This window comes from Gelidibacter sp., from assembly GCF_035515035.1.
GTDB lineage: Bacteria > Bacteroidota > Bacteroidia > Flavobacteriales > Flavobacteriaceae > Gelidibacter.
Genome location: NZ_DATJCA010000117.1, coordinates 1 through 22,742, shown reverse-complemented (window position 1 = coordinate 22,742; position 22,742 = coordinate 1). Strand labels below are relative to the sequence as shown.

Genomic DNA, 22,742 nt, shown 5'->3' with positions numbered 1-22,742 from the left:
GGTGTTTTCTAAGCTATATCCCTAAATTTGCATCATGATAGAAGATAAAAATCAATCCCGTACACCTATTAGTGAATTAGGTGAATTTGGTCTTATAGATCATTTGACCAAACATTTTGAAGTGACTCAGAAATCCACAATCAAAAGCATTGGTGATGATGCTGCTGTTTTAGATTTTAAATCGAAACAGGTTGTGATTACCACAGATTTATTGGTGGAGCATGTGCATTTTGATTTGAGCTATATGCCCTTAAAACATTTGGGCTATAAAGCGATGATTGCCAATTTATCTGATGTTTATGCCATGAACGCCAATGCGACGCAGGTGACGATTGGCATTGCCATATCCAACCGATTCCCGTTGGAAGCCTTGGAAGAACTTTATGCTGGTATTGAAACTGCTTCTAAAATTTATGGGGTTGATGTGGTTGGTGGTGACACGACCTCTTCTACAACAGGATTAATCATTTCTATAACTGCAGTTGGGGAAGTCAACAAAAATGATGTTGTTTACAGAAGTGGTGCAAAACCCAACGATTTGTTGGTGGTTACTGGCGATTTAGGCGCGGCCTATATGGGACTTCAAATTTTGGAACGTGAAAAAGAGGTATTTAAGGTCAACCCAAACAATCAGCCAGACTTAGAGCCATACACCTACATTGTGGAACGCCAATTGAAGCCAGAAGCACGTAAGGATATAGTCAAGCTTTTAAAGGATTTAAAAGTAAAACCTACTTCGATGATTGATATTAGCGATGGTTTATCTTCTGAAATCATCCATTTATGTAAGCAAAGTGAAGTAGGTGCCGTATTGTATGAAAACAAGATCCCGTTAGATCCACAAGTTATTTCTACCTGTGAAGAATTTAATATTGACAGTACAACCATTGCCTTAAATGGTGGAGAGGATTATGAATTGTTGATGACCATCTCTCAAGAAGATTTTCCTAAGATTAAAGGAAACCCTAATTTGACGGTGATTGGCTACATGACCGACAAAGACCAAGGCATGCACTTAATAACACGCAGTGATGCACTTATTCCATTAATTGCGAAAGGCTGGAATGCATTAAAAGATCAATAAGCTTTTTGTTTAAGTTTACGCCTTTTGTTGTAGAGGTTTTTTAATACGGTATTAATTTCCCGCCTCTTATCCGTCAAAGGTATAAGCTCCCCTTTATCACTAGTGGTGAATTGCATACCACAGCGTAAACATTTGTATTCCTTGACGAATTTGGTAATTTCATTTTTTATAATGAGGTCATGATTAAATAATCTACAATATATATTTTTCAAAACTCAAGATTTTAGGACAACCAACATGATAATCAAAACGAATTAGAATTGAGAAAATTATGTGTTAAGCTTTTAATAAAAACTAAAATCGGAAAAATACGTTACTTTGGACCTTTAGAGAATCTGCAATTTTAAGAATACATAAATGTTTTAAAAACCTTAAGAGCAGGCAAGTTAATACTTCACTTTAGGGCCTGTGGAACCATCAAAATGCCCGTTTGAGGAGTTTTTGAAATGACAAAATTCTATCCGGCTTTTCTAAGCTTCTTAAATCACTTATAAATGAGATGAAGCCCTTGCTTAAGAAAGTAATTGATCAGATTATAGATCAATGCTCAAAAATGAGCAAACCTTCCAACCTTTTAAATTTTCGTCTTTTATGGATACGTTCAAGAACAGAGTTGATCTCCTTGAACTTTGGGGTCAACGGAATTAATTCGCCGTTGCTATTAGTGGTCATTTGTGCACGGCAATGTGTACATTGATACTCATTGACGTGAAACGTGATTTTTTTGGAAACAACATAGTTGTGTCCAAAAATAGAACAATAGACAGTTTTCACTTGACAATTAGTTTTAATTATTATTTTAGAGGATATCTAAATATATAAAAATCAAAACAATAAGCTGATCTTCAGCTCTAATATATCGATGAACTGTACATTTTTTCCTGTGAACGGAGGGATCTTCGTAGGTACATCTCTTCTAAAATAGAGTTGATTTCTCTAAATTTAGGAGTTAACTCGGTCAAATCTCCATTACTGTTGGTAGTCAGTTGTTTTTTGCAACACTTACAGGTATACTCTTTAACGTGTGAAGTGACTTTTTTTGAAACCTCATAATTGTGACCAAAAAGGCTACAATAAAGCTTCATTGGGGCTGGGGCATTACTGGTTTTTTTCATGGTTATTCTGGTTAGAGATGCCTAACTTAAAAAAAATATCCTAAACTAACGTTAAACCGTATCAATTTTCGATGAAGTGTTTAATAATGTCAGTAAATTCATATTTATTTTCTATGTGCGACATATGTCCGTCAGGAAATTCGATAATTTCCACCTCTAATTCAGTTAGTTGTGTGCTTAAGTTATCGAATTCTATAACAGGGTCTTTTTGACCAAGAATAGCCATCTTGTAAACTGCTAGTTGTTTAAGTACATTTCTTCTGTCTTTTCTGATTTTCATTCCTTCCAATGCAGCGACAATGCCTTGAACGGGCATTTCCATCGCGTTCAACACTATGGTCTCAATTTCTTTGTGAAACTTTTCTCTATGGTCAGGGTTAAACAAATTGGAAATTGACATTCTTATGAAATTTCTATGATTTTGCTTTACAACCTTGATAGCGCGATCCCTGTTAATTTGACGGTCAAGACTATCCGCAAAGGGGGTAGAATTCATCAAACAAAGTGCATAAAACCTTTCAGGAAAGGTTTCAGCAAGTGCTAAAGTCACATAACCGCCCATAGAATGCCCGATAAAAAATGACTTTTCTATCTTCAAATGGTTCAAAACAAATACAACCGCATCAGCCATCATTTCCATGGTATGGATATAACCCAAACAGCCTGATCTTCCGTGACCCAACAAGTCTATGGTGATAACTCTATGACCAGTTTTAATTACTGCAACCAAATCTTTCCACATGGCAGAGGTTTCCATAAAGCCATGGAGTAAAACCACTGCTTTTCCTTCACCATCATCATTATAATAAATTGGAATATTTTTGTACTGTAAAATCATATTTGAAGTATATTCGGCAAAGATATAAAGAGTTTGAAGGAAGAAGCAAACTGTGAAGACATTATAGTATTTATGAGATGAATAAAACGAAGGACATACTTATTACCGGCTTCGCATTATTTTCGATGTTTTTTGGAGCCGGAAATTTAATATTACCACCATTTCTGGGATTCAATGCAGGTCCTGACTGGTTTTTGGTGACCATCGGTTTTGTGATAACTGCAGTGGCAATTCCACTGTTTGGAATTATGGCACACGCCAAATTGCAGGGTACGATGTACGATTTTGGTAAAAAAGTATCCCATGTATTCAGTATTATCTATTGTATCTTAGTTTATGCCATCTGCATTATATTACCCGCCCCAAGGACGGCTTCCGTAACCCACGAAATGGCAATTGCTCCATTTTTTGAGAGCAGCGGCTTGCTCACCAGCAGCATCTATTTTATCTTGGTATTTGTTTTTGTAATGAACCGCTCAAAAGTTTTGGATCTCTTGGGCAAATACTTGACTCCAATCATTATCGCCATCTTGTTGGCAATCATAGGTATTGCCGTTTTTATGCCTACCGGGAGCATGCAACCCTCACAACTCCAAATGCCTTTAGTGGATGGCATTTTAGAAGGCTATCAAACCTTTGATGCGCTTGCCGCCATGGTCGTAGGAGCGGTATTGATCATCTCTATCAACTTAAACAGTTCGCAATCCTTTAATGAAAAAAGGAAACTTATTTTCAAAGCCGGATTAGTGGCTGGCTTTGGTTTGTTCGTTATTTATACCGGTCTTATTTTGATAGGATCTTTGCACAATTCAGAATTCCCAACCACTGTCACAAGACCGGAATTACTCTTGGCATTAGGCAACAAAACACTGGGAAGCGCGGGGGCCAGCTTGTTGAGCATATTGATTGCTTTGGCGTGTTTTACCACTGCCGTGGGAATCATTACCGGCACCGCCGATTACTTTAAAGGCTTATTCAATAACTCTAAACAGGTGTACACCCTAACCGCAATCATAGGCAGTTTATTAGGCATAATCATGGGGCAATTTGATGTTGGTTATATCATTGACATCGCTATTCCAGCGCTGATGTTTATTTATCCCATTACCATCATTTTAATTTTGCTGAATACTATTCCAGAAAAATGGGCAACATCCTTAGTTTTTAGGGGGGTTGTTATCACTGCCTTCATATTTAGCATCCCCGATTTTCTGAAAATATTGCTGCCTTCCGAAAACCTGAACACTGTCATCGATTTTATTCCATTGGGGCAATTCAATTTGGGTTGGTTGCTGCCATCACTTTTAGTGTTTGCACTCTTGAATGCCTTTGAACATATTAATCCTTCAAACGCTTCATGACCGAAAACGCCCTGTCCACAACCTCATCTTCCACCAAGATGGTAAATTCATTGGTGGTAGAAACGACTTCATAGAGCGCAATCCCTTCCCAAGCCAAGCGTTTAAAAATCTGATAATAAAGACCTGTGACTTTTGAGTTATCAGAAGGCAAGCTTATGGTAATTGCCGATAACTCTGCCTTTTCACCCAGTAAAATCTCATTTTGAAAACTCTTTAAAATATTATGTTTTTGAGACGTTGAGATGATGATATTACTCTCGTAAATACCCCGAGTAAACGCATAGAACACGTTAGAAAAACGATCCATTTGTTCCAATATTTTGGAGTGGCTATAGCTTAAGGTTTTGGAATTTTGAAAGGTGAAATCGGTTAAATTGGATCTTACGGTAATATCGCCTAAGTTTTGAATCACGCGTTTGAGTTTTTGGGAGTTTCCAAAATCCATAGGTGATTGATATCGGCGCAAGGCCATCATTACGGCGCCAGATTTTATCGGTTTCTTCAGCATCTCACTAATTGGAGCCACCAACTCTTCCGCCAAAGCAGAATAATTGATAATACCTCTGGACAACGCTTCTTCCAAAAACGGTTGAGCGATTAAAATCTCATTGACACAAGCTGTAATTGTACGCATCTGTTAATTATATAACATTTTGTCTAAAATTAGTCAAATTTTTTAATTTTCATGGTAGAAAGATAGGTTGCGCCTATTTTCGCTCGATAAAAAAATCAGAATTATGCTTGTATTAAAATTTGGAGGCACCTCAGTCGGGTCAATAGAAAACATGACCAATGTCAAAAACATCATTAATGATGGCCAACGTAAGGTGGTCGTATTATCTGCTATGTCAGGAACTACCAATGCGCTGGTCACTATTTCAGAGTGCATAAAGTATAAGGAAATAGAAAACGCATTGGATCTGATTTCTGATCTTCATAAAACTTATATACAAACGGTGAATCAATTAATTCATCAACCTAATCTAAGAGAGGAAGCACATCTATATGTCAGTTCCATCTTCGACATGCTTAAAGCTACGGTCAACGTCAGTTATTCGACGACGCTTTCAAATAAAATAGTAGCCCAAGGCGAGCTATTGTCCACTTTTATATTTAGTCGGTTCTTACAGCAAGAAGGCCTTAATGCGTGTTTGTTGCCTGCATTGGATTTTATGCGAGTAGACAAATCCAATGAACCTGACTGTTTCTACATCCGTCAAAATTTCAATCGGATCATAAATGAACTTCCCGAAGCTGACATCTATATTACCCAAGGTTTTATTTGTTTGAATGCTGACGGAGAGATTGCCAATTTACAACGTGGTGGAAGCGATTATACTGCTACGATTATTGGTGCTGCTTTACACGCTAAAGAAGTTCAAATCTGGACGGATATTGATGGCTTCCATAATAACGATCCGCGTTTTGTACCGGAAACCCATGCCATTTCTAACCTTTCATTTGATGAGGCGGCAGAATTGGCCTATTTTGGCGCCAAAATCTTACATCCACAAACCGTCACACCGGTAAGGGATTTAAACATTCCGGTACGGTTAAAGGATACCAACTCACCCGTTTCTCATGGAACTTTAATTACTAATGATGTCTATGGAGAAGGTATCAAAGCCATTGCTGCTAAGGATGGTATTACAGCCATCAAAATTAAATCGGCTAGAATGCTGTTGGCGCACGGGTTCTTAAAAAAGGTATTTGAGATTTTCGAGAAACACGAAACATCTATTGATATGATTACAACTTCAGAAATTGCCATTTCACTCACGATTGATGACACCAAAAATCTGTCTGAGATTGTAACCGAGTTGGAAAAATTCGCAAAGGTGGAAGTCGATAGTTTTAGAACGATTGTTTGTCTTGTTGGACATCATATTGTCTATCATCCGGATACGCCAAAATTATTCCAGATTCTGCAAGATGTCAATGTTAGAATGATTTCTTATGGCGGCAGCAGCAACAATATTTCATTATTGATCAACACGGGCGATAAGATTGAAACTTTGAGAAAGCTCAATCGGTATGTGTTTGATTTGGTGCCGGCATAAAAAATCTGATTGTGGCTTACCGCATTGTTTTGTATGGAAGCCAATCAGGTTGAAATAGTAAGAGGCTCTTTCAAAGAGCCTCTACAATTGGCAAACAGCCTCTACAATAATTATTTTATGAATTCATTAATTCCTCAATCTCCTCCGCTTCAATAGGGATATTTCCCATCAAATTAAATGGTTCGCCTTTCTTTTGAATCACCAAATCATCTTCCAAACGAATGCCAAAGCCCTCTTCAGGAATATAAATTCCGGGTTCAACTGTAAACACCATATTTGCTTGCATTGGCTCCGTCAAAATTCCGTAGTCATGCGTATCCAAACCAATATTATGACTGGTGCCGTGCATAAAATATTTCTTATAGGCTGGCCAATCTTTGTCTTCATTCTTAACATCGGCTTTGTCTAATAATTTTAGACCTAATAATTCTGAAGTCATGATTTTTCCAACTTCTATATGATAGTCTGCCCAAATGGTTCCCGGAACCAACATTTTTTGAGCTTCATTTTTCACACGGTTGACGGCGTTATAAACGTCCTTTTGACGCTTGGAGAATTTCCCGGATACTGGTATGGTTCGTGTCATATCACTTGAATAATTGGCATATTCTGCACCAACATCCAATAGAATCAAATCGCCAGTTTTACATTGCTGATTATTCACCACATAATGCAAAACATTCGCATTATTCCCAGCCGCTATAATTGGCGTATAGGCAAATCCTTTGGAGCGGTTACGCAAAAATTCGTGCATCAGTTCCGCTTCAATTTCGTATTCCCAGACACCTGGTTTCACAAAGCCTAAAAGTCGTCTAAAGCCTTTCTCAGTAATATCACAAGCTTTTTGCATCAGATTAAGCTCTATTTGATCTTTCACAGAGCGTAAACGCTGTAAAATAGGATTGCTCTTTGCTACAGAATGCGCAGGATATTTTTCTTTTAACCATTTTGTGTACCGGTCTTCTCGGGTTTCCGTTTCTACGCTGGCGCGATAATGCTCGTTGGTATTGATATATATGGTATCACATTGCGACATCAATTCGAACATTATTTTCTCCATGTCCTGCAACCAATAAACAGTTGTGACCCCCGAGGTTTCAAAAGCTGCTTCCTTGGTCAACTTCTCTCCTTCCCAAACCGCAATATGAGCATTGGTTTCTTTCAAAAATAAAATTTCACGATGCTTTTCATTTGGACAATCAGGAAAAAGCACCAAAATACTTTCCTCTTGATCCACACCGCTCAAATAAAAAATGTCACGATGTTGCTGAAATGGCATAGTGCTATCTGCACTGATGGGATAAATATCATTAGAATTGAAAACCGCCAAACTACTCGGCTTCATCTGAGCCATAAAGTTTTTTCGGTTTTTTATAAAAAGTTTAGAGTCAATTTTCTCGTATTTCATAGGTCTGTCATTTTTACAAAATTACAGATTTAGAGCCTGCTAAAAAATTCTGATACTCTTTTATGAAACTTTTAACCTCATATTTTGCTGACACTTTCATTATGTTTAATTTTAAATTACCAAACCAAACGACTGATGCCTTCCATAGATTTTTAAAACAGTTGGATCTTTCTCTTTAATTAAACTCATTCCAAATAAGTATAATTAAATCTATTTCTTGCCATTCAATCGTTTGAAACGTATCTTTGTATCACATTAAACTAACTTCAAAAGATGGGCGGAATTTTTAATTCTTCAGTTGGAAGAAAGTTTGCCATGGCGCTTTCGGCATTCTTCCTCATGATTTTCTTAGTACAGCATTTTGCAATCAATATCCTTTCTGTGTTAAGTGCAGACGTTTTTAACGACGCATCTCACTTTATGGGAACGAATTGGGTGGTGCAATATATTGCGCAACCTATTCTAATTCTGGGGGTTATTTTTCACTTTGTGATGGGCATGGTGCTGGAAATAAGAAACAGAAACGCAAGAAGTATTGGGTATGTCAAATATAATGGCAATGCCAATTCTACTTGGATGAGCAGAAACATGATTTACACAGGTGCAGTGATTCTATTGTTCTTGGGACTTCATTTTTATGATTTTTGGTTACCTGAAATTGAAATCAAATTCATTGATGGCGACATGTCGGGATTGCTTGCAAATGGTGAGTACCGCTATTATGAACACCTACAGCACAAATTTGTGGACGTATGGCGCGTAGCGCTTTATTGTTTGGCGTTTGTGTTTTTGTCATTACACTTATTACATGGGTTCAGTTCGGCATTTCAGTCGGTGGGCGCCAATAATAAATATACAAGAGGATTAAGAGGATTTGGAAAGGCTTATGCCATAATCATCCCATTAGGATTTATTTTCATCGCTCTCTATCATCACTTCAACTAAAAAACATCTAATATGGCTTTAGATTCAAAAATACCAGAAGGTCCACTTGCTGATAAGTGGACTAATTATAAAAACAACATTAATCTTGTTAACCCTGCAAACAAACGTAACATTGATGTTATCGTGGTTGGAACAGGATTGGCAGGTGGCTCTGCGGCTGCAACCTTGGCAGAGCTAGGCTATAACGTAAAGGCTTTTTGTTTTCAGGATTCGCCACGTCGTGCGCACTCTATTGCTGCACAAGGGGGAATTAATGCTGCAAAAAACTATCAAGGTGATGGTGACTCTACCTACAGATTGTTTTATGATACCGTAAAAGGTGGTGATTACCGTTCTCGAGAAGCTAACGTCTATCGTTTGGCTGAAGTTTCGGCAAATATTATTGACCAATGTGTTGCACAAGGAGTTCCTTTTGCCCGTGAATATGGTGGTTATTTAGACAACCGCTCCTTTGGTGGGGTATTGGTGTCACGTACTTTTTATGCTGCTGGTCAAACAGGTCAACAGTTATTATTAGGCGCTTATTCAGCCATGAACCGTCAAATTGGCCGTGGAAAAATTACCATGTACAATCGTCATGAAATGTTGGACGTGGTTGTAATTGGAGGAAAAGCACGAGGCATAATCGCAAGAAATTTAGTCACCGGAGAAGTGGAGCGTCACTCTGCACATGCTGTTGTTTTGGGTACGGGAGGTTACGGAAACGTGTTCTTCTTATCTACCAATGCCATGGGAAGTAACGTGACTGCTGCCTGGAAAGCTCACAAACGTGGTGCTTTCTTTGCAAATCCGTGTTACACACAAATTCACCCAACCTGTATTCCGGTATCTGGTGACCATCAATCGAAATTGACTTTGATGTCTGAATCGCTCCGTAATGACGGTCGAATTTGGGTACCAAAAAACATGGATGATGTTCTGGCCATTAGAGAAGGCAAATTAAAACCTACAGATATTCCTGCAGAAAATAGAGACTATTACTTAGAGCGTCGTTATCCAGCTTTTGGAAACTTGGTGCCTCGTGATGTGGCCTCTCGTGCAGCAAAAGAACGTTGTGACGCTGGTTACGGTGTTAACAAAACTGGGGAAGCTGTCTATCTTGATTTCGCTTCAGCTATTGAACGTTACGGAAAAGAACGTGCGCACGTGAAAGGTTTTGATGAAAATGATCCTAAAGTGGTCAAAAGACTTGGACAGGAAGTTATCAGAGAAAAATATGGTAACCTTTTTCAGATGTACGAGAAAATTGTAGATCAGAATCCGTATGAAACCCCAATGATGATTTATCCTGCAGTGCATTATACCATGGGCGGTCTTTGGGTAGATTACAACTTGATGACCAATGTCCCTGGACTTTATTGTATTGGAGAAGCTAACTTCTCTGATCACGGTGCCAACCGTCTTGGTGCATCGGCATTAATGCAAGGGTTGGCAGATGGTTATTTTGTATTGCCATATACCATTGGAGATTATTTATCTCAAGATATTAGAACTGGTAAAATCCCAACCGATACTCCAGAATTTGATGAAGCTGAAAAAAGCGTAAAAGATAACTTAGAGCACTTAATCAATAATAATGGCGCACATTCTGTGGATCATTTCCATAAAAGACTTGGAAAGATCATGTGGAACAAGTGTGGAATGGCCCGAAATGCTCAAGGTTTAAAAGAAGCCATTGTTGAAATTGCAGCGCTTCGTGAAGAATTTTGGAAAGATGTAAGAGTTCCAGGAACTCAAAACGAATACAATGAAGAATTGGCCAAAGCGATGCGCGTAGCTGACTATTTAGAATTGGGTGAGCTTTTTGCCAAAGATGCTCTCGAAAGAGAGGAATCTGCAGGAGGCCATTTTAGGGAAGAATTCCAAACCGAAGAAGGAGAAGCTTTAAGACGTCCAGAATTCCAATATGTTGCCGCATGGGAATATAAAGGTGCACCAAAAGATGCCGTGCTTCATAAGGAAGACTTGGTATACGAGAATATTGAAGTGAAAGAAAGAAGTTATAAATAAGAAGGAACGTTATGAAATTAACTTTAAAGATATGGCGTCAAAAAAACGCCGAAACGAAAGGAAAAATAGTCGATTACCAAATCGATGGAATTGATGGCGATATGTCCTTCTTGGAAATGTTGGACATTTTAAACGAAAACTTAATCAATAAAGGTGAAGATCCTGTGGCATTTGACCACGACTGTCGTGAAGGAATTTGCGGGATGTGTTCACTACATATTAATGGCGAACCACATGGCCCCGATAAAGGGATCACCACTTGTCAATTGCATATGCGTATGTTCAAGGATGGTGATACCATTTTTATCGAACCATTTAGAGCCAATGCATTTCCTGTAATTAAGGATTTGGTTGTAGACAGAAGTTCATTTGACAGGATCCAGCATGCTGGTGGATTCATTTCAGTAAATACCTCTGGAAACACCATTGATGCGAATGCCATTCCAATAAACAAACACGATGCTGACGAAGCATTTGAAGCGGCAACTTGTATTGGTTGTGGCGCCTGTGTGGCGAGTTGTAAAAACTCTTCGGCCATGTTGTTCGTCGCTGCTAAAGTATCTCAATTTGCCTTATTACCACAAGGAAAGATAGAAGCCACTGAACGTGTTTTGAACATGGTAAAACAAATGGATGAAGAAGGTTTTGGTAACTGTACCAATACGGGCGCTTGTGAAGTGGAATGTCCAAAAGGAATTTCCTTGGAATATATCGCAAGAATGAACCGCGAATATCTTGCTGCAAGTTTAAAAGGATAGTGTTTTCCTAACCTCCCCAAAACGGGAAGGTATTAATAACTCATAAAATCCCAATTCATCATTGGGATTTTTTGTTTCTTTATCCTTTAAATCCCAACTACTATGAAGCACATTATATGGCTTACAATTTTTGCCTTTTTTGGTTTTATTAAGGTTTCAGACGCACAGGAACTTAATAGAGCAAATACCTTTGAAAAACCATTCCCTTTTAATACGGACAGTTTGATTTTTCAACTAAAAACCTTGTCTTCCGATGCATTTCAAGGCCGACGCACAGGTACTGCAGGTGCCGAAAAAGCAAAAAATCATATCATTAAAAAGTTTAAAAATTTGAAGGTGCTACCTTTTACGCGGGACTATCAGCAATCATTCTCGTTTATTTCTAGAGGGAAATCGTATTCAGGCGTCAATATTTTGGGCTATGTTAAAGGCTCAAAACATCCTGAAGATTATATTGTGGTCAGTGGGCATTATGATCACGAAGGCATAAAAAACAATCAAATTTATAATGGCGCTGATGATAACGCCTCGGGTGTAGCTGCATTATTTGCCTTTGCTGAATATTTTGAAACCCATCCGCCCGAACATTCAGTTATTCTGGCAGCTTTTGATGCAGAAGAATTAGGTCTTTCCGGATCACGTTATTTTGTTGCCAATTCTATTGTGCCGCTAAAACATATTAAGCTTAATTTGAATATGGACATGATTAGCCGCAACGACAACAATCAACTTTATGTGGTTGGAACAGCATTTAACGACAGCTTAAAAAAAGCCATTTCAAACTATAAAAATTCTGATAAATTATCACTTTTAATGGGCCATGATGGTAACGATGGTTTAGAAAACTGGACGATGTCTTCAGATCAGGCCCCGTTTCATCAAAATAATATTCCCTTTCTATACTTCGGAGTAGAAGACCATCAAGACTATCATAAACCAACCGATACTTTTGAAAATATCCATCCAGAATTTTACAAAAATGCGGTAAAAACCATAATTTCAATTTTCATAACACTAGACGCGATGCCCTTTTAAATAAAACTTTTCACGTATGGATCACCCCACAACCTATTACCAACAAAACGTTGAGCGCTACCAAGCCGAAGCGAATGCCCTATATAAAAAAATGACGCTCCTAAGTATGTTGCGTATTTTAGTGTTTTTACTTACGGGATTAGGCATTTACTTAACATTTTCCAATTGGCAAGTTACCGCTGGGATCGCTATGGTCGGTATCGTTGTGTTTGTAGCACTATTGTCCAAATACACCGATATTAAAGGACAGAGAGCCCTTAAAAAAGCGCTGATAGAGATTAATGAAACAGAACAAGCAATTGGTTCTGGCAATTTTCATGATCGAGATCAAGGCCAGAAGTTTCAAGAGCCTTCACACTTCTACAGCTTAGACATTGATTTATTTGGACGGGGATCATTTTTTCAATTTCTCAATAGAACCGTTATTGATGAGGGTACTCAAAAATTAGCTGACGCACTTAAAGCAAACTCAGTTAATGCGATCGTTCAACGTCAAGAAGCCATTAAAGAACTCGCTTCAAAACCGGAGTGGCGACAACTCTATTCTGCTACGGCAAGTTTGATAAAAGTAGAAACTACTGCTGAAACAATTATCAGTTGGCTTAAAAATCACAACTCTTTTTTACCAAAGGTTATGCAATGGTTTCCTTACGCCTTTTTAGGTGGAACAGTCATCATGTTCTCATTGTTCTTTTTTCAAGTCATCAGCATTGGTTTTTTAGGTTATTGGCTGCTATTAGGGCTATTAATTACAGGTGCCTATTTAAAGAAAATCAACGAATTATCCTTCCATACGGAAAAAGTTAAAGACACCTTCAAACAATACACTTTACTGCTGAAGCAAATTGAAAACGAGGTCTTCACTTCCGAATTACTATCTGAAAAACAAAAAAACATTCGATCTCAATCAGAAAAAGCATCCGTTATTTTCACCAAACTCTCTCAAGCATTAGATGCCTTAGATAATCGGAACAATTTAATATCAGCCATTTTCGGAAATGGGTTTTTATTGACCGATTTAAAAAACAGTTATAAAGTGGAGCAATGGCTTATCGCCTACAAGGATAAAGTAGAAGACTGGTTTGAGGTGGTTTCCTTTTTTGATGCTTATAATAGTTTGGGGAATTATGCCTTTAACCATCCCCATTATGTATTTCCAACCATCACCGACGGCGATCATGTTATCAATGCCAAACAGCTAGGCCATCCATTACTAAAAACCGAAAAGCGCGTTGATAATGATTTAACCATTGATAATGAACAATTCTTCATCGTTACCGGCGCCAATATGGCAGGAAAAAGCACCTTCTTAAGAACGGTTTCCCTACATATTGTTATGGCCAATGTTGGACTGCCTGTTTGTGCAAGCTCAAGCGTTTACAATCCTGTAAAACTCATTACAAGCATGCGGACGAGTGATTCCTTAACGGATGATAGTTCTTACTTTTTTTCAGAATTGACACGTCTTAAGTTCATCGTAGACGCCATTCAAACCGAACCCTATTTCATCATCTTGGATGAAATTTTAAAAGGTACGAATAGTACCGATAAAGCCATCGGCTCCCGCAAGTTTGTTGAAAAACTGGTGGCGTCAAATGCTACCGGAATCATTGCTACCCACGATTTAAGTTTGTGTGAAATAGAAAACGAACTGGAAGAAGTCAAAAATTACTATTTTGACGCAGAAATCATAAATGATGAACTCTATTTTGATTACACCTTCAAAACTGGGGTATGCAAAAACATGAATGCGAGTTTCTTATTGAAGAAGATGGAAATCATTTAAAGTTTTGCATTACTATTATTCAAAAAGCATTTTTATTACATCAAACTATCAAAGATAACAAGAGCATTATTTAATTCCTTCTGGATATGAGCGCCATAGAGAGCTCAAGGACGGAAGGGTTTTTCACATTCCGTTTGATGCAATAAAGTAGAGCATCTATTACAGAGCATCTTGAGATTTATTTTCAAGAATAGAAAAATGTAATCAAAGTGGATTTAAGTTTTGATTTAACTATGAGATAAAGATTCCACTTCTATTTCCCAAGATTAATTACGTTGAACCTAAAGGTTTCCGGCCTGGGCAGGAATTGGTCAGATGACCTCAAATAATTTTCCAGGTAACGGTCTAATCACTCCTTTGAGCTCCATGTTCAAAAGTACGCCCGCCACTTTGAAAATTGGCATTTCACATTCCAAAGCAATAACATCCAGCAGTTGCGGTTCAATGGCTTTTAGGAAATTATAGATGATTTTCTCATCAGCATCCAATTCAACAAACAATTGTTTTTGGATTGCCGGTTTTTTTTCATTTTCCAATTCCCAATTTAAAATATAGGGCACATCCATCGGAAGGGATAATAAATGTGCTTTTTGAAATTTAATCAAGTTATTACAGCCCGTACTTTGCGAATCTGTGGTTCGTCCAGGAACGGCAAAAACATCGCGATTATAGGAATTCGCAATATCGGCCGTAACCAAGCTTCCTCCTTTTTCAGCAGATTCAATAACGATGGTCGCTTCACTGATCCCGGCAATGATCCGGTTGCGCTTTAAAAAATTCTCTCGTTCAGGATTGGAGGTGCTCCAAAATTCGGTTAGAAACCCACCCTTTTTTTCTATTTCCGCCACGTATCTCTTATGCACTTTTGGATAGACTTGATTCAGGCCATGCGCCAAACAGCCCACGGTTTGTAGATGGTGTTTTAATGCTGCTTTTTGGGCGGTAATATCCGTACCGTAAGCAAATCCTGAAATAATCACAGGGTTGAAAACGGCCAACTGCTCAATGAGTTGTTCACAAAATGCCACGCCTGAAGAGGTGATCTTACGAGTACCCACAATACTGATCAATCGTTGTTGTTTCAGATTAATAGTCCCGGATTGAAATAAAAGGATCGGTCCGTCAATACAGTGTTTTAGTTTTTCAGGATAGTTGTGATCCTTAAAATATAAGCATAGGATATCATTCTCCCTGATAAATTTCAATTCGGCTTCTGCAGCAAGCAAATGCATTTTGTTATTAACATTCTGCAACATGCCACTCCCAATTCCGTCAATTTTAAGAAGGTGATTTCGCTTTTCCTTCAACACTGCTTCCGCTGATCCGCAATGTGCAATCAACTTTTTTGCAGTAATGTCCCCTATTTTGGGCACATTTTGTAGCGCAAGAATGTAAATTAAGTCCTGATCTGACATCTATAGGATTGATTAAGAGGATAAACAGTTTAAACTTAAGCAATGTTAATAAATAGTAGGTGTTTAATTTCCAACAAAATCAAAAATTCATAACTTTGTTTCAATGCATATAGAAACTTACATAAGCGATTTACTCTACCGTTACGACTGCGTAACGATTCCGGAATTTGGGGCTTTTTTGACCAAACGTGTCTCGGCAAAAATTGATGAGAGTAGCCATACCTTTTTTCCGCCTAAAAAGGTCATTTCATTTAATGAGCAATTACAGCATAATGACGGGCTTTTGGCCAGTTATATTTCTGATGCGGAAAAGATTCCCTATGAAGTTGCCGTTCAGAAAATTAGCAAACAGGTCAAATCGATCAAATCTTTTTTAGCTGAAGGTGAAACACTTAGTTTTAGTACTATTGGAGATTTGATTTTAAACGATGATGGTAAGGTAGTTTTTGAGCCGTCCCAGAACAGCAATTATTTAACGGAGGCTTTTGGGCTTACGGAATTCAAATCTTCCAACGTTAATCGTGAAGTTTATAGGCAACAAGTAGAATCGCTCGAAGATGTGATTCCAATTTCCATCACTCCAGAAAGACGGGCTACAACAACAGCAACTTCAAGACCTTATCTCAAATATGCTGCGGTAGCACTTATTGCGTTAACCCTTGGCGGATTTGCAGCTTCAAGCCTTTACAATAATCAGGTAGAAACCCATAATCAATTGGCTCAAGAAGCTGCTAATGTACAATTGGACGCCAAAGTACAAGAAGCAACCTTTGTCATTGAAAACCCTTTACCTGCTGCTACCTTGAAGGTTGAAAAACAACAGGGCAAATACCATATTATTGCTGGTGCTTTTAGAATTGAGGAGAACTCTGATAAAAAGGTGGAACAACTCCAAGAACTCGGCTTCAAGGCCAGAAAAATTGGCGTTAACAAATACGGTCTACACGAAGTGGTTTATTCAAGTTATGAAAATAGCAACGACGCTTTGGTAGCCTTACGTGATATTCGCCAGAACTACAACAAGGAAGCTTGGTTGTTGGTAAGGGACCTTGAGTAGGAATTACGATTTCTGAATTTTCCCAAGCGCTATCTAAAAGTTACGATTTACGAATGGATGCATTCTCATAAATATTCGAGAATTACTTGACCTTTATAGTCAGTTTTTTCTTTGAATTTTGGGTGAGTTATGGGTTACTTTCAAAAACCTCAACGACAAAGTCGATGAAAAAACTTCATCATCATTCGCGCATTTGTGGCAAAAAATCACAAATCCAACCTATCTTTGCACCTGCAATTCAAAAACACATGTCATGCAACCCAAACACCCAAATGATTCCGTCTGTATAATGACCGATTTGGTACTCCCAAGTGAAACCAATCCACTAAACAATTTGTTTGGTGGCGAATTGTTGGCGCGAATGGATCGGGCTGCAAGTATTGCCGCAAGACGTCACAGCCGACGTATTGTCGTGACCGCCTCTGTTAATCACGTTGCCTTTAATAGAGTCATTCCGCTAGGAAGTGTCGTGACTGTAGAGGCGAAGGTTTCTAGAGCATTTAAAACCTCTATGGAAGTGTATATTGATGTGTGGATTGAAGACCGCGAATCTGGAGTTAGATCCTTGGCCAATGAGGCCATTTATACTTTTGTTGCTGTGGATGAAACGGGACGCCCAACCCCAATAGATGCCATCGTTCCAGAAACTGATTTGGAAAAAGAACGCTTTGAAGCGGCACTGAGACGCAAACAATTAAGCTTGGTATTGGCAGGAAAAATGAAGCCGAACGAGGCAACAGAGCTCAAGGCATTATTTCAGTAAGGGGAGTTTTTTCATAAGATTACCTCACTATCCAAGCGGAAGGGTCCTGAAATTTTGAGTCCTTAAAGATGTGAAACCACAAGAGGGATTCGCCATTGGAGGGATCTGTAAACACTTCGCCAACATCTTGGTTGGTAGTGACTTTATCCCCTTTTACCACATACACTTTTGACAGATTTTTATACACCGATATATAGTTACCATGTTGGATCAAAACCCAAGGATTACCGGTTTTTGTTCCCTGTACTGCTAACACCTCACCATTAAAAACGGCTCTAACCTTGGCGTTTTTATCCGTCGCAATCCTGATGCCGCTACTATTGATTTCCACCGTATTGTCAATGGAAGACCGTTGTTTTCCATAACGCACTTTAATGACTCCGGTACGCACTGGCCAAGGCAATTTTCCTTTATTGCTCTCAAATCTCGCCTCCAAGGCTTTCGCTTCAGGGGTCAACGCAAATCCTTTGGAAGCAGATTCAGATTTGCCTGCTTTTTTATTGGAAGCTGCAATGGCCTCTCTAATCAGCTTTTCAATTTCTCGGTCAATTCTATCGGCTTCCTGCTGTTTGGCCTTGATTTGGGAGGCATAAGTGCTCAAGTTTTTCTTTACGGAAGCCATAAGCTTTTCATGCTCTTTCACATCGGCTTCCAAACGTTGTTTTGCCAATCGGTTTTCTTCCACCAATCTGTCCTTGTCTTTTTTCTGCCGAAGTAATGTGGTGTTCAGTTCTTGCAGTTTTTCCGTTTTACGCTTGATTTCCTCGCCTTGCTCCTTTTGGTAGTCTGTATATTGCCTAATGTACTGAAGTCGCTTGTAGGCCTGTTTAAAGTTCTCTGAGGACAGTAAAAACATCACGCGGCTTTGTTCTGATTTGCTTTTGTAGGATTTAACCACCATGGCGGCATAATCTTCCTTCAAATATTTCAATTGATCGCGCAGACTGCTTATTTGTTTCTGATTGGTGTTGATTTCCCTGGTCAATAAATTCGCTTGGTCATTGGTGACTTTAATGAGGTTCTTACGCACATTCACCTTATAGTTCAAATCTTCAACCGTTGTAATAATAGATTTTTCCTCTTTCCTAGTGGTAAAAAGCAAGTTGTTGATCTGTTGAATTTCCTTCAGAATAGATTGACGTTTTGCCTCCAATTCCTGCTGCTTTTTACTTTGTGCGTTCATAGCGAACGTACACAAGCAAAAAATTAAGATCAATCGGAATATATTAGGACGGTTGCGCATTATTCAAGTTCAATTTCTTTATATCCTGACGGAATGGTGAATGGGAAACGGACCTCGCCGTTTAGATATATCGATTTAAAATCGAGATCGATGATGATTTCATCATTTTTTTCCACTGCAATGATACGAATGTTTTCAGGAAATATTTGCTTGCTCACCTCTTGATATTTCTTGTAATCTATCTGTAGCATCCGTTTCTCCAAAGGTTGATACAACTGTTGTGAATCCAATTTGAAAAACCCTGGATTAATCAAGAAGAACAACTCAAACATAGCGCGTTGGTCTTTGGGATGCAGCACATAAGAGGAGTCATTGGGAGCTGTGACATAGGTATCTGCCTTCAAATCAAAAATGGGTTCGCCAAGAAAGATGTTCTGAATCTTTTCGAAGTCAATATCGGTGCCTAAAATTTTAGTCAAGAGTGAAAAATCACCATCAAAATACTGATTGTTGAGTTTCTCATAAAACCTGACGCTATCTTGGGTAATCATCACACGTGCCATCCCCAGAGGTGCACTCATCCAGATGGTCTTATCCTTTTCCATCCTCAGGGTTACCGTAGTTCCATTAGCTTTATTGCCTTCGGTATAATCAATACGGACTTTAGCTTGTAAGGTTTTAAACCGCACATCCTGTTTTCCATTCTCCCTGATGATTTGTTTTGTGGTCATGCTTTTGTCGATGACCGCATCGGAAGTTAGGGTTTTGGTAGATCTACAGCCTACACTCAAACCTAATATAAGTAGTAAAACACTTAATTTGTAAAGTCTCATTAATTTTGATTTGTTAGTGCAGCCGCCTTTTTGGCAAAGGCTTGAGATTTGGAATTATTATTATTGAGCTTATAGGCAAGACTGAGCTGTGTATAAAAATCGGCTTCCATTTTTGGATCTTCTATCACATAATCCAGTCCAGTTTCTAAACTTGTGATGGCTTTTTTAGCCTGTTTCATTTTATTGTGGGCTACCCCATTGATCAAATACAAAATGGGTTGTGCCGGGAAAAGTTCTAAAGCCTGTTCACTTTTTATGATGGCCTTTTCCTCCTGATTTAAGTCTATTTGGAGCAACAAGGCATCCTTTATGACCGAAAAGTTATTTGGTTCCAGTTTTAAGGCGTCCTCAAAATACATCAATGCCTTTGGTTTGTCTTGAAGTTTTAAATAGTATTGTGCCAGTTCCACCAAGGTTTGAAAGCTTTTATTGTCATCAATCAGCGCTGTGATATCAACAAGATCTTTTTCATGTTCTGGGTTCTTGGACACAAAGTTTATAAAATCGTTGAGCACTTTTGTTTTGGCATCAGGATTAATTTCTGGAGCCGTCAAAACTATTTTCATTGATGCAATTGCATTTTCTGTCTGGTTTTGGTCCAAATAAAACTTGTACAAGGCCAAATGTACCAACTTCGATTCTGGATGCACTTCTAATAATTTTTGTGCAGTTTGAAAGGCTTTCTCTGTTTCTCCGCTTTCGCTATATCTATAAATAAGTGCCAGGTAATTGGTTTCGTTTTCAGGATCCTGATTGAGACGCCCTTCTAGATTTTCAATGCGGGCACCATCACGTCCCGTTAGGGTATAGACTTGATTTCTCAAATAATCTCGATCAGCACTAATACCAAACTCTTTATCTAGTTCATCCAACAGTTTTAAAGCGTCTTTATAATCTTTGTTTTTGATGTATAAAGAGGCCAAATCCTGTCTATAGTCTGGATGGTATTTTACTAATTGTCTGACTGTTTTTATGGCATTTTTAGTGTCGCCCTGTTGGTTATATACCTCATAAAGTTCATCTAGATACCACTCGTTATCCGGTTCTTTGGCCACCGCTCTTTTTAAGGCCTCTTCCGCAGCCCCAAAATTTTTAAGTTTGTTGTAGTTTTTGCCCAATTGATAATACACCACAGGTTTATCATCCAGTTTTCTACATTTTAAAAGGGCATCAATAGCACGTTGGTAATTTTCAATGCCCTGTTGCTTAAGGGCTTCAAAAAAATACTCTTGAAATTGGTCTTCAACATTCCCAAGGTCATCGGTTGGTTTTTGGTTGAAATCAACTTGGGCATGAGAGGTTTGAGAAATGATAAACATTCCCAAAAGGAGTATTACTATGTGGAACTTGTGGTTCATTTTTTTCTGAAGCGTCCTAATGTTATTCTAAAGATTTATCCAATGGTGTTAACTTTATAGTTTCTGGTTGATTTCTAAGATTAACTGCGTTGAACCTAAAGGTTTCCTGCCTTCCTGTCTGCCGACAGGCAGGCGCAGGAACTAGGCTAATACAGAATAATCTCCAATACTAATCGTTTTAAAATTCCCATCATAATTGACGTGATTCCCAATCATGGCCTGATCTAAATTAGCGTTTTTTATAGAGCTGTTGGTTTGAATCAAACTGTTTTTTATAGTGGCATCGGTTATGGTGCAATTGTTGCCAATAGACACATTAGGACCGATGGTCGCGTTTTTTAGACTGACATTTTCTCCAATAAAACAAGGTTTAATAACCTTTGAATTTTCTAAAGTTACGGACGCTGCTATCATTTGTTCTTCACCATCTGCCTGCAAAAACCCTAACATTCTCGTGTTTGTTTCTACGGTAACCGCTTTGTTGCCACAATCCATCCATTCTTCAACTTCGCCAGTTTTAAAGACTTTGCCTTTCGCCATCATGCCTTTAATCCCATCATTAATCTGATATTCGCCTCCATTGATAATATTATTATCCAAAACTGTTTGGAGTTCTTGTTTAAGAACGTTCACATCCTTAAAGTAGTATATTCCAATAACCGCTAAATCGCTAACAAAGTCCTTTGGTTTTTCTACCAGCTCTATAATTTCGTTCTTATCGTTCAGTTTGACCACTCCAAACGCTTCTGGTTCATCAACTTGCTTGACCCAAATCACGGCGTCAGCTTCTGGATCCAAATTGAAATCGGCTCTAATTAAGGTGTCCGCATAAGCAATCACCGCCGGTCCTGAAAGTGAATCTTTGGCGCACATAATGGCATGACCTGTACCTAAAGGTTGATCTTGACGGTAAATGGATGCTTTGGCTCCTAATTCTGTGGCCAATGCGGTTAAACTTTCTACCACCTCATCGCCAAAAAAGGCGGGATCCCCAAGAATAAAGGCAATCTCATCAATGGGTTGATTTAAAACTTTGGCAATATCCTTTACCAAACGATGGACAATAGGTTGACCCGCCACCGGAATTAATGGTTTAGGGACTGTTAATGTGTGTGGGCGTAAACGTGAACCACGTCCTGCCATTGGGACTATTATTTTCATAATTCATTACCTGCGAAGGCAGGTATCTATTTAGGTTAATATTGCCTGCGCAGGCAGGTATCTACAATGTTAAACTTAATACCTGCGTAGGCAGGTATCTACAAACTCATTCTCTTAATTTATTGTAATTCAAATTCCAATTTAAACTGATATCCATCCAACCCGGGTTCACTCAAATACCTGCGCAGGCAGGTATCTATTTGTATCAACTTCATTCCCGCAATTTATTGTAATTCAAATTCCAGTTTAAACTGATATCCATCCAACCCGGGTTCAGCTCTTCAATAAGCCTAACCTTCCATTCTCTTTTCCATTTCTTCAAACTTCTCTCGCGATTTAAAGCTTCCACTCCGTTATCATACTCCTCTAAGTAAACCAATCTGTCGCAATTATATTTTGCAGTAAATGATTTCGGATAAACTTTTAATCTGTGCTCCTTTACTCGTTCCTCTATATTATCCGATATACCAATATATAAAACACCATTTATTTTATTGGTCATTATGTAAATATACCACAGCTTTACGGTTGCCATAATTGGATTAATAGTGCTCGATTTAAATTCTATTCCT

21 protein-coding genes are annotated in these 22,742 nt (G+C 38.4%); 10 read left to right on the top strand and 11 right to left on the bottom strand.

Annotated features, from left to right (window positions below; genetic code table 11):
* Positions 1-34: 34 nt before the first annotated feature.
* Positions 35-1,084, top strand: a complete 1,050-nt coding sequence (gene thiL / locus VLZ86_RS10050) for a thiamine-phosphate kinase (protein WP_325450911.1) — start codon at positions 35-37, stop codon at positions 1,082-1,084.
* A gap of 540 nt (positions 1,085-1,624) precedes the next feature.
* On the opposite strand, the gene VLZ86_RS10045 is transcribed toward thiL, so the two are convergent.
* The 3 genes from VLZ86_RS10045 to VLZ86_RS10035 form a co-directional block, all read right to left on the bottom strand.
* Positions 1,625-1,858 (bottom strand): hypothetical protein, encoded by a 234-nt coding sequence (locus tag VLZ86_RS10045; protein ID WP_325450909.1) that lies wholly within the window; start codon positions 1,856-1,858, stop codon positions 1,625-1,627.
* A 77-nt stretch (positions 1,859-1,935) separates the two neighbouring features.
* Positions 1,936-2,169: a DUF1660 family phage protein gene (locus tag VLZ86_RS10040; protein WP_325450957.1), complete on the bottom strand. Its 234-nt coding sequence runs from the start codon at positions 2,167-2,169 to the stop codon at positions 1,936-1,938.
* A 91-nt stretch (positions 2,170-2,260) separates the two neighbouring features.
* Positions 2,261-3,037 (bottom strand): alpha/beta hydrolase, encoded by a 777-nt coding sequence (locus VLZ86_RS10035; RefSeq protein WP_325450907.1) that lies wholly within the window; start codon positions 3,035-3,037, stop codon positions 2,261-2,263.
* 77 nt (positions 3,038-3,114) lie between these two features.
* Here VLZ86_RS10035 and brnQ point away from each other — a divergent pair, with 77 nt between their 5' ends.
* Positions 3,115-4,398, top strand: a complete 1,284-nt coding sequence (brnQ, locus tag VLZ86_RS10030; RefSeq protein WP_325450905.1) for a branched-chain amino acid transport system II carrier protein — start codon at positions 3,115-3,117, stop codon at positions 4,396-4,398.
* On the opposite strand, the gene VLZ86_RS10025 is transcribed toward brnQ, so the two are convergent.
* Positions 4,376-5,032: a hypothetical protein gene (locus VLZ86_RS10025; protein ID WP_325450903.1), complete on the bottom strand. Its 657-nt coding sequence runs from the start codon at positions 5,030-5,032 to the stop codon at positions 4,376-4,378. The genes brnQ and VLZ86_RS10025 overlap by 23 nt on opposite strands.
* A 103-nt stretch (positions 5,033-5,135) precedes the next feature.
* Between VLZ86_RS10025 and VLZ86_RS10020 the strand changes: the two genes are divergently transcribed.
* Entirely contained in the window at positions 5,136-6,458 is a 1,323-nt protein-coding gene (locus VLZ86_RS10020) for an aspartate kinase (protein WP_325450901.1), read from the top strand.
* A 115-nt stretch (positions 6,459-6,573) separates the two neighbouring features.
* Here the strand turns inward: VLZ86_RS10020 and VLZ86_RS10015 are convergent, their stop codons facing one another.
* Positions 6,574-7,866: an aminopeptidase P family protein gene (locus VLZ86_RS10015; protein ID WP_325450900.1), complete on the bottom strand. Its 1,293-nt coding sequence runs from the start codon at positions 7,864-7,866 to the stop codon at positions 6,574-6,576.
* Positions 7,867-8,139: 273 nt separating this feature from the next.
* On the opposite strand from VLZ86_RS10015, the gene VLZ86_RS10010 reads away from it, so the two are divergent.
* From VLZ86_RS10010 to VLZ86_RS09990, 5 genes are all read left to right on the top strand, one after another.
* Positions 8,140-8,811, top strand: coding sequence for a succinate dehydrogenase cytochrome b subunit (locus tag VLZ86_RS10010; protein WP_325450898.1), 672 nt, complete (start codon positions 8,140-8,142; stop codon positions 8,809-8,811).
* Positions 8,812-8,823: 12 nt separating this feature from the next.
* Positions 8,824-10,821 carry a fumarate reductase/succinate dehydrogenase flavoprotein subunit gene (locus VLZ86_RS10005; protein ID WP_325450896.1) on the top strand — a complete coding sequence of 666 codons (1,998 nt, stop codon included), beginning with the start codon at positions 8,824-8,826 and terminating at the stop codon, positions 10,819-10,821.
* Between the two features lie 11 nt (positions 10,822-10,832).
* On the top strand, positions 10,833-11,579 hold the full coding sequence (locus tag VLZ86_RS10000; RefSeq protein WP_325450894.1) for a succinate dehydrogenase/fumarate reductase iron-sulfur subunit: 747 nt from the start codon (positions 10,833-10,835) through the stop codon (positions 11,577-11,579).
* A gap of 102 nt (positions 11,580-11,681) precedes the next feature.
* Positions 11,682-12,614 (top strand): M28 family peptidase, encoded by a 933-nt coding sequence (locus tag VLZ86_RS09995; protein WP_325450892.1) that lies wholly within the window; start codon positions 11,682-11,684, stop codon positions 12,612-12,614.
* Between the two features lie 16 nt (positions 12,615-12,630).
* Positions 12,631-14,400 (top strand): MutS-related protein, encoded by a 1,770-nt coding sequence (locus tag VLZ86_RS09990; protein WP_325450890.1) that lies wholly within the window; start codon positions 12,631-12,633, stop codon positions 14,398-14,400.
* Between the two features lie 311 nt (positions 14,401-14,711).
* Here VLZ86_RS09990 and dprA read toward each other — a convergent pair whose 3' ends face one another.
* Positions 14,712-15,815 (bottom strand): DNA-processing protein DprA, encoded by a 1,104-nt coding sequence (gene dprA / locus VLZ86_RS09985; protein WP_325450888.1) that lies wholly within the window; start codon positions 15,813-15,815, stop codon positions 14,712-14,714.
* A gap of 103 nt (positions 15,816-15,918) precedes the next feature.
* Here dprA and VLZ86_RS09980 point away from each other — a divergent pair, with 103 nt between their 5' ends.
* Both VLZ86_RS09980 and VLZ86_RS09975 read left to right on the top strand, forming a co-directional pair.
* Positions 15,919-16,872 carry an SPOR domain-containing protein gene (locus VLZ86_RS09980; protein ID WP_325450886.1) on the top strand — a complete coding sequence of 318 codons (954 nt, stop codon included), beginning with the start codon at positions 15,919-15,921 and terminating at the stop codon, positions 16,870-16,872.
* A gap of 253 nt (positions 16,873-17,125) precedes the next feature.
* Complete coding sequence (locus tag VLZ86_RS09975) at positions 17,126-17,635, top strand: acyl-CoA thioesterase (RefSeq protein WP_325450884.1); 510 nt, start codon at positions 17,126-17,128, stop codon at positions 17,633-17,635.
* Between the two features lie 19 nt (positions 17,636-17,654).
* Here the strand turns inward: VLZ86_RS09975 and VLZ86_RS09970 are convergent, their stop codons facing one another.
* The 5 genes from VLZ86_RS09970 to VLZ86_RS09950 form a co-directional block, all read right to left on the bottom strand.
* Entirely contained in the window at positions 17,655-18,818 is a 1,164-nt protein-coding gene (locus VLZ86_RS09970) for a murein hydrolase activator EnvC family protein (protein WP_325450882.1), read from the bottom strand.
* A gap of 59 nt (positions 18,819-18,877) precedes the next feature.
* The gene (locus VLZ86_RS09965; RefSeq protein ID WP_325450880.1) at positions 18,878-19,651 is read right to left on the bottom strand and encodes a DUF4292 domain-containing protein; all 774 of its coding nucleotides are present in this window, start codon (positions 19,649-19,651) and stop codon (positions 18,878-18,880) included.
* Complete coding sequence (locus VLZ86_RS09960; RefSeq protein WP_325450878.1) at positions 19,651-21,009, bottom strand: tetratricopeptide repeat protein; 1,359 nt, start codon at positions 21,007-21,009, stop codon at positions 19,651-19,653. Before VLZ86_RS09960 ends, VLZ86_RS09965 begins: the two co-directional genes overlap by 1 nt.
* A 141-nt stretch (positions 21,010-21,150) precedes the next feature.
* Positions 21,151-22,170, bottom strand: a complete 1,020-nt coding sequence (locus tag VLZ86_RS09955) for a sugar nucleotidyltransferase (protein WP_325450877.1) — start codon at positions 22,168-22,170, stop codon at positions 21,151-21,153.
* A 211-nt stretch (positions 22,171-22,381) separates the two neighbouring features.
* Positions 22,382-22,742: GIY-YIG nuclease family protein (locus VLZ86_RS09950; RefSeq protein ID WP_325450876.1), on the bottom strand; the 361-nt coding region annotated here is incomplete at its 5' end.

Coding starts and splice junctions, on each gene's coding strand:
- VLZ86_RS09965 (WP_325450880.1), bottom strand. CDS start 19,651: ATGAGACTTTACAAATTAAGTGTTTTACTACTTATATTAGGTTTGAGT.
- VLZ86_RS10010 (WP_325450898.1), top strand. CDS start 8,140: ATGGGCGGAATTTTTAATTCTTCAGTTGGAAGAAAGTTTGCCATGGCG.
- VLZ86_RS10025 (WP_325450903.1), bottom strand. CDS start 5,032: ATGCGTACAATTACAGCTTGTGTCAATGAGATTTTAATCGCTCAACCG.
- dprA (WP_325450888.1), bottom strand. CDS start 15,815: ATGTCAGATCAGGACTTAATTTACATTCTTGCGCTACAAAATGTGCCC.
- VLZ86_RS09960 (WP_325450878.1), bottom strand. CDS start 21,009: ATGAACCACAAGTTCCACATAGTAATACTCCTTTTGGGAATGTTTATC.
- brnQ (WP_325450905.1), top strand. CDS start 3,115: ATGAATAAAACGAAGGACATACTTATTACCGGCTTCGCATTATTTTCG.
- VLZ86_RS09955 (WP_325450877.1), bottom strand. CDS start 22,170: ATGAAAATAATAGTCCCAATGGCAGGACGTGGTTCACGTTTACGCCCA.
- VLZ86_RS09990 (WP_325450890.1), top strand. CDS start 12,631: ATGGATCACCCCACAACCTATTACCAACAAAACGTTGAGCGCTACCAA.
- VLZ86_RS10035 (WP_325450907.1), bottom strand. CDS start 3,037: ATGATTTTACAGTACAAAAATATTCCAATTTATTATAATGATGATGGT.
- VLZ86_RS10000 (WP_325450894.1), top strand. CDS start 10,833: ATGAAATTAACTTTAAAGATATGGCGTCAAAAAAACGCCGAAACGAAA.
- VLZ86_RS10015 (WP_325450900.1), bottom strand. CDS start 7,866: ATGAAATACGAGAAAATTGACTCTAAACTTTTTATAAAAAACCGAAAA.
- VLZ86_RS09975 (WP_325450884.1), top strand. CDS start 17,126: ATGCAACCCAAACACCCAAATGATTCCGTCTGTATAATGACCGATTTG.
- thiL (WP_325450911.1), top strand. CDS start 35: ATGATAGAAGATAAAAATCAATCCCGTACACCTATTAGTGAATTAGGT.
- VLZ86_RS10040 (WP_325450957.1), bottom strand. CDS start 2,169: ATGAAGCTTTATTGTAGCCTTTTTGGTCACAATTATGAGGTTTCAAAA.
- VLZ86_RS09980 (WP_325450886.1), top strand. CDS start 15,919: ATGCATATAGAAACTTACATAAGCGATTTACTCTACCGTTACGACTGC.
- VLZ86_RS10005 (WP_325450896.1), top strand. CDS start 8,824: ATGGCTTTAGATTCAAAAATACCAGAAGGTCCACTTGCTGATAAGTGG.
- VLZ86_RS10020 (WP_325450901.1), top strand. CDS start 5,136: ATGCTTGTATTAAAATTTGGAGGCACCTCAGTCGGGTCAATAGAAAAC.
- VLZ86_RS09970 (WP_325450882.1), bottom strand. CDS start 18,818: ATGAACGCACAAAGTAAAAAGCAGCAGGAATTGGAGGCAAAACGTCAA.
- VLZ86_RS09995 (WP_325450892.1), top strand. CDS start 11,682: ATGAAGCACATTATATGGCTTACAATTTTTGCCTTTTTTGGTTTTATT.